Origin of the sequence: Pseudoalteromonas sp. TB25 (assembly GCF_000497995.1) — a bacterium.
Classification (GTDB): domain Bacteria; phylum Pseudomonadota; class Gammaproteobacteria; order Enterobacterales; family Alteromonadaceae; genus Pseudoalteromonas; species Pseudoalteromonas distincta.
In genome coordinates this window covers 1-6,570 of the sequence record NZ_AUTI01000341.1, presented here as the reverse complement: position 1 = coordinate 6,570, position 6,570 = coordinate 1, and the positions used below count along the sequence as shown (strand labels likewise).

Genomic DNA, 6,570 nt, shown 5'->3' with positions numbered 1-6,570 from the left:
GCTATAGCTGTGTTTACTGATAGCCCCATAATTGCAGCCATAACTGCGCAATTTAGTTTACAAAGAACAAGAGAAGAGGGTTTAAAAGATTTCATTTTTATACTCCGAAACAAAACAAGACATTAGCCGGACTTTCGTCCGGCTTTTAGTAGAGAGGATTAAAGACCTACCTTAACCCAACCTGCTGTCCAGTCTGTTTGTGCATCCATTGCACCAATGTAATCTACTGAATCAAAGTAACTATCTAGGCTTGAAGAATCAAAACCATTACCTAGCAGTAATGACTCAGCCGAAGGCATATATCCGTTATCTGCTAAACCAAGGTCTGTGGCTGCTTGCACAGAGTTACCTGTTTGGCCTAAGAACCAAGACTCAACATTACCAGTACCAATTGCTTGCGTACCAAAGTTATTTGCCGTTTCACATGCAACAACTGAGTGAGTAACAGTTAATGTGCCATCCTCTGCGCGAGGAGCTGAATCTGAACCTACACGTAAACAATTTGAATAATCTGCCCCGCCTGTCACAACCACGTTCTTAAGCATACCCGCAGTGCCTGCACGTAGACGTATACCGTTAACCCCAACATTACCAATAATAGTAACATTAGAAATTGTAGGCATTGTGAGTGGAGTTGCACTTGAATCAAACTCAGAGTTATCCGCCTCAATTGCATTATCACCTGTTGATTCGGCTTGCTTGATAAGTACGTATTGCGCTTTACCCGTCCAACCAAATGACCAATCTAGTGAGTCATCACCAATATTAGTTAAAACAAGGTGACTGATGTTTGCAGTACCACCGAAAAATTCAACACCATCGTCCAGGTTTTCATGAACGTGAATGTAATCAAGCTCTGTTTGACTACCAACACCAGCAAGCGTAATGCCGTTTAACTCATCTCCGTTACCTAGCGTTTTACCTGCTTGTTTAACTGCCACGTATTTTAAAGTACCTGAGTTATCCTCTGGGTCATTACCACCAAATTGGCCAGCATCACCTTCAGCAGACACACCACAGTTTGCAAGCTCATCAGCGGTAGCTTCGCCTTCTTGATCGCCACACGAGTTAGCCGGTGCATTACCTAAAAGCACTAAACCGCCCCATTGACCAATAGTCGTTTCGCCACCAGTAACATCTTCAATAGACGTCATAGTAATTGGCTGAGTTGCACTGCCCACGGCCTCTATTTTTGAACCACGACGAACAACTAAAAAGTCATCACCCGACTCGCCAATAAGCGTAGTACCAAATTGAATATATAAAGTCGTTTCATCAGCGCGGTCATTACCTACGGCTGTACGGCCTTTTAGAATCCAATGTGCATCGTTAGTTAATGTTACGTCTGAAGTGAATACAACATCAGAAGTTAACTGATAAACTGGCTTGTCTGTGATTTCAGGAAAGCTCGCTGATACATCAGTAGCAAAACCCTGCTCTAAGGCGTTTTGAATATCATCAGGAAAACTTGGTGTTATAGCGACTGTCCACCCATCCATCCAGTTATTATCGCCATCAAACGCACCAATATAATCTGTTTTAGTAAAGAACGAATCAAGGTCTGACGAATCAACACCCGAACCTAATAATGGTGAGCTAGATTTAGGTGTAAAGCCATCGGTTGCTAAACTAAGGCCTGCAGCTGTCAGCGTTTGGTTACCTGTTTGGCCTTCAAACCAAGATTGAACATTACCACCACCAATTGCTTCACTACCAAAGTTATTATCTTCACTACATGCCACTACTGAGTTTTCAATAGAAAGCTCACCAGATTCTGCATTTGCTACAGAGTCAGAACCCACACGTAAACAGTTTGAGTAACCTTCAGGTCCTGTAATTACTACATTACGTAGAACGCCCGCTGTACCTGCACGTAAACGAACACCGTTAGTACCATCAGCACCTACAATTGTTACGTTAGAAATTAGTGGCTTTGTTAAAGGTGTAGCATTTGAATCAAATTCTGAGTTATCCGCTTCAATAGCGTTATCACCACCAACAGCACTTTGTTGAATATAAATATTTTGCGCACGACCTGTCCAACCAAACGACCAATCAAATGCATCATCACCAATGTCAGTAAGTACTATGTTACGAACATTTACAGTACCACCAAAAAACTCAACGCCATCATCAAGATTTTGATGAACTTGGATATATTCTACTTTTGTTGCAGAGCCTACACCCGCAAACGAAATACCATTAAGCTCATCGCCGTTACCAAGAGTTTTACCTGCGTGCTTTACGACAATATAACGAAGAACACCTGAGTTATCATCGCTAATATCGCCACCAAATTGCCCTGCATCACCTTCTGCAGATACACCACAGTTAGCAAGTTCTTCAGCCGTCGTTTCGCCAGTTTGATCGCCACACGAGTTAGCAGGAGCATTACCTAAAAGTACTAAACCGCCCCATTGACCAATTGTTGTTTCAGCGCCTGTTACATCTTCAATAGATGTCATTGTAATAGGTGCAGTTGCATTACCATTTGCGTTAATTTGCGAACCACGACGAACAACTAAAAAGTCATCACCTGATTCACCAATTAATGTCGTGCCGGCTTGAACATAAAGTGTTGTAGCGTCTGCACGGTCATTACCTACTGCTGTACGGCCATTTAAAATCCAATGTGCGTCATTTGTAAGTGTTACATCCGCTGTAAACGTTGTATCTTCAGCTAAGCGATATACTGGCTTATCTGTAATTTTCGGAAATTCGCTAGATACGTCTGAGGCTAAACCTTGTGATAGCGCATTATCAATATCAGTAGGGAAGCCACCATTAATACCAACAGTCCAACCTTCCATCCAATTAGTTGAGCCATCAAATGCACCAACTTGCGTATTTGCAATAAGCGGCGAGCCAGCAAGAGGTGTATAACCGTTGTCATCTAGCATTAAATCAGCTGGGGTAAGTGTTTGGTTAGCGTCTTGGCCTTCAAACCAAGATTGTACATCGCCACCGTTAATAACTTCGCTGCCAAAGTTATTCGCTGCAGTTTGACAAGCAACTATAGAGTTTGTAATCGTAAGTGTGCCATCCTCTGCACGAGGTACTGAATCCGAGCCTACACGTAAGCAGTTTTCATAAGTAGCTGGGCCCGTTACAAATACATTTTTAAGAACCCCAGCAGTACCCGCACGTAAACGAATGCCGTTATTGCCCTCAGCACCCACAATTGTAACGTTTGAAATAGTAGGTAGTGTTAATGGTGTTGCACTTGAATCAAATTCAGAGTTATCAGCTTCGATAGCGTTATCGCCTACGTTAGCCGCTTGCTGAATATAAACGTTTGTGGCTGAGCCCGTCCAACCAAAAGACCAATCTAGCGAATCGTCACCAATATTTGTAAGTACAACATTGCTTACATTAACTGTGCCACCAAAGAACTCTATACCATCATCAAGATTTTCATGTACTTGAATATAATCAACCGTAGTTGCAGAGCCAACACCGGCAAACGTAATACCATTTAACTCATCACCATTACCTAACGTTTTACCGGCTTGCTTAACAAGTACATACTTTAAAGTACCTGAATTATCATCACTGATATCGCCACCAAACTGACCTGCATCACCTTCAGCCGACACACCACAATTAGCAAGTTCATCAGCTGTTGCTTCACCTTCTTGGTCGCCGCAAGAATTTGCTGGCGCGTTACCTAATAATACTAAACCGCCCCACTGACCAATCGTTGTTTCTTGAGCTGTAACATCTTGAATTGAGGTCATTGTAATGGGCTGACTTACAGTCCCTACCGATTCAATTTGTGAACCGCGACGAACAACTAGGAAGTCATCTCCTGTTTCGCCAATAATCGTTGTACCTTGCTGAATATAAAGCTTGGCGTTATCTGCGCGATCATTACCAACCGCAGTACGGCCATTTAAGATCCAGTGTGCGTCGTTTGTTAACGATACATCAGTAGTGAACACGGTATCTGCAGCTAAGCGATATACGGGCTTATCTGTAATAGATGTAAACTCACTAGAAACATCAGTTGCTAAACCTTGAGTTAGTGCATTATCAATATCAGTAGGAAAGCCAGTGGTAGCATTTTGTGAATCATCACGTGATGACGTTTCACCACTTGTATCGTCACCGCCTTCAATAACGTTAGTTACTGTATCACCTTCATTAATAGTTGTGTCGCCTTCAGATACTACTAAGTCTCCACCACAACCAGCTAAAGATACTGCAGTTGCAATCAAACTTACTTTGAATAAGTCAGATAATTTCATTGTTCACTCCGTTAAAGTATTTAATTATTTTTTAGGTGCTCAAATAAACTCAAGTCACCATAAAACACTTAAATAATGCTTTAAGGTCACTTGAGTTTAGCTGCGGTTACAATACGGGAGACTTATGACAAAGTAGTTACAGTTTAATAACCATAAGATGACAAAAATAACTTATTTAAAATCAAACAATTGGATGCTTTTAGAGACGATAAAAACCGCCCTGAGGCGGTTTTAGTATTGCGATTATGAACTGGTTTTACACGCGTTACTTGTTAATTAGTAAAGCGCTTTAAAATTTACAGTAAAGCTGTTCTAAGTGTTTCTGCATGCACTTTTTCGCGCTTTACATATTTGATCCACTGCTGTGCTAAACGCTGAGATTTTTTATGTTTTTCTGCCTGCTCAAACGCTAAAATTGATGCATCAAAATTTTGCATGTTGTACTGCGCCATACCCAGTGCTACAAATGCATTTGATTCAAAATCAAGGCCACCTTTATCAAGTGCTTTACGCGCTGCATCGGCGGCTTCTTCATATTGCTCTGTGTTAACAAATACTTCGGCTAAACGTTGATCGTATTTACCGTGCTCAGATAAATCAGCAGCTTTTGCAAAGTAGGTAATAGATTTTTCATCTTCTTTAGCTTGGATCATCGCCTCGGCAACAAAAGCGTAGTTTTTTGCTGTTTTTTCAGCAATATCTTTATCAATGGCATCGCTCATCACTTTTGCAGCTTTAAACGCTAAACCATTGTATAAATACACTTGCGCTAATTGGCGTAAATCAGATTTAGAGGTTAAAAATCCTTGCTGGTAAGCGGCTTCAATTACCGCCAACTGTTGTTTTTCCCTACCTGTTTCACCATACATACCCGATAACTGCACCCAATACTCAGGCTTATTATAAAGCTTTACCATGCGCTCAAGCACTTCAACAACTTTGTCAGTTTGATTAAGCGAGTAATACATTGCACGCTGTAGTACTAACCAGTTTTCCTTAGGGATTTTGCCTTCGCTGTCGCTTAAAGCAATCACTTGAGATATGTACTCAAGCCCTTTTTTATAATCTTTTAACTGATAGTATGTTTGAGCCCTTAACAAGTAGTAGCCTTCTGTTTTAGGCTGAGTGTTAATACTGTCCCAATCATCTAAAAAAGAGATAACTTTAGTGTAATCACTATTAGCCATAGCCAGTTGAGCCAAGCTAAATGTAGTGCTTAAACGAAGTGACTCAGGAATAGCTTCCTCAGCTACCACTTTTTCAAACGAGGCAATCGCTTTTGGTAAGTCGTTTTCGTTGTAATAAATAAACCCGTAAAAGTTATGCATCATTGCCACTTCGTACGAGTTCATGCTTGCAGCTCGCTCTTGAATGCTATCAAGCGCTTCAAGTCCACCTTTAACATCACCATCGTCAGCAAGTTTTTGCGCACGAGCAAGCTGGCTATAAACCTTTTCACGCAGTGCTGGTACACGTTTCGTTTTTTGTTCTTGCTCTGCATATGCCGTAGCTACATGTAGCCCTGGAATTAGGCTTAGAGCACTTGGTGCAACAATACTTGTACTGATCGCAGCGGTACAAAATAGTGTTAACTTTAAAAGTTTAGCTGTAGGTAGTAATTTCATAATCGCCTCGCATTTCTGTCCGTTTACTCGTGGTTAATTACTAAATTAACCGCTAATTTGGAAAGATATTTTGTTCTGAACACCCGCAACTTCAACGGCTTCACCGTTTACTACGCGCGGTTTATATTTAAATTTAAGGGCTGCATCCATCGCAGCTCTATCAAAAAGTGACTCAGGCTCTGCTTTTACTACTTGTGGGTCGCGTACAGTGCCTTGTTTAGTTACTGTAAACTCAACAATAACGTAGCCTTCTATGCCACGTGATAACGCACGGCGCGGATAAACAGGGGCCACCTTTACAATCGGTAAGTATTCACCATCACTTGTTTCAAGTGCTAACCCGCCGGCTAAATTTACATCCGCATCTACATTGGCACCAAAGTCAAAGTTGTTAGCATTTGCTGTAGCATCACTATTTTGCATTTGCGGTGATTCCATTGGTGGTGGCGGCTCTTTTGGTGTTGGTGGCTTTTGTGGCTTGCGCTCTTTTTTTTGTACGGTTTCTTCTTTTTTCAAGCGAACAAAATCAAGTACGTTACCCTTTACCGGATCCGTCATAGCGCCTTCACCGCCAGTGATCAGTGCCTGCATGCCTAAAAACAACATAAAGGTCACTACACCGGCTATCACTAATGCAACTAAATATCGCAACATAACTAGCCCTTAAGACGCATCTTGTGCGGCAATTGATACATCAA

Annotated in this window: 3 protein-coding genes; all 3 read right to left on the bottom strand. The window is 41.6% G+C overall.

Annotation, left to right across the window (positions count from 1 at the left end):
- Window positions 1-158: 158 nt before the first annotated feature.
- Complete coding sequence (locus tag L652_RS0113735; RefSeq protein ID WP_024597384.1) at window positions 159-4,247, bottom strand: hypothetical protein; 4,089 nt, start codon at window positions 4,245-4,247, stop codon at window positions 159-161.
- 296 nt (window positions 4,248-4,543) lie between these two features.
- Window positions 4,544-5,872, bottom strand: coding sequence for a hypothetical protein (locus L652_RS0113730; RefSeq protein WP_024597385.1), 1,329 nt, complete (start codon window positions 5,870-5,872; stop codon window positions 4,544-4,546).
- Between the two features lie 45 nt (window positions 5,873-5,917).
- Window positions 5,918-6,523 (bottom strand): energy transducer TonB, encoded by a 606-nt coding sequence (locus tag L652_RS0113725; RefSeq protein WP_024597386.1) that lies wholly within the window; start codon window positions 6,521-6,523, stop codon window positions 5,918-5,920.
- Window positions 6,524-6,570 lie beyond the last annotated feature (47 nt).